2 protein-coding genes are annotated in these 793 nt (G+C 69.6%); both read left to right on the forward strand.

The annotated features are described in order from the left end of the window. Positions 1 to 432: oligopeptide/dipeptide ABC transporter ATP-binding protein (locus BI327_RS40880; protein WP_143271820.1), on the forward strand; the 432-nt coding region annotated here is incomplete at its 5' end. Beyond that, the coding region (locus tag BI327_RS40885; protein ID WP_143271821.1) for an ATP-binding cassette domain-containing protein at positions 429 to 793 on the forward strand (365 nt) is incomplete at its 3' end. The genes BI327_RS40880 and BI327_RS40885, both read left to right, overlap by 4 nt.

Genomic DNA, 793 nt, shown 5'->3' on the forward strand with positions numbered 1-793 from the left:
GCGCTGGACGTGTCGATCCAGGCGCAGATCATCGAGCTGCTCAAGCGCCTGTGCCGCGAACAGGGCACGGCGGTGATGCTGATCACGCACGACATGGGCGTGATCGCGGAAACGGCGGACCGCGTGGCGGTGATGTACGCGGGACGCGTGGCCGAGATCGGCCCCGTGCGCGACGTCATCCACCAGCCGCGCCATCCGTATACGACGGGGCTGATGGGATCGATCCCGTCGCTGCAGGGACATGCCGAGCGGTTGGTGCAGATCGACGGCAGCATGCCGCGGCTGAACGCGATTCCGCCGGGCTGTGCCTTCAATCCGCGCTGCGGGCGGCGCCTGCCGCGCTGCGGCCAGGACCGGCCCGAGCTGATGCCGGCGGGCACGTCCCGCGCGGCCTGTTGGTTGCATGAAAACGAAGTCGAGGTGGCCACATGAGCACGCCGTTGGTGGAAGTGAAGGACGCGGCGCGCTGGTTCGATGTGTCGCCGCCCTGGCTGGAGCGCAAGCTGGCGGGCAAGCCGCGGGTGATGCTGCGCGCGGTGGACGGCGTGTCGTTCGAGATCAAGCGCGGCSAGACGCTGGCGCTGGTGGGCGAGTCGGGCTGCGGCAAGTCGACGGTGGCGCGCATGCTGGTGGGGCTGTATGGCCTGACCCGCGGCGACATCCGCTTCGACGGCCAACCGCTGTCGCGCATGTCGGAGCCGGGCGGGCGCGAGCTGCGCAAGCGGCTGCAGATGATCTTCCAGGATCCGTATGCGAGCCTGAATCCGCGCTGGCGGGTCGGCCGCATCATTGC

It is taken from the genome of Bradyrhizobium mercantei, assembly GCF_001982635.1.
GTDB lineage: Bacteria > Pseudomonadota > Alphaproteobacteria > Rhizobiales > Xanthobacteraceae > Bradyrhizobium > Bradyrhizobium mercantei.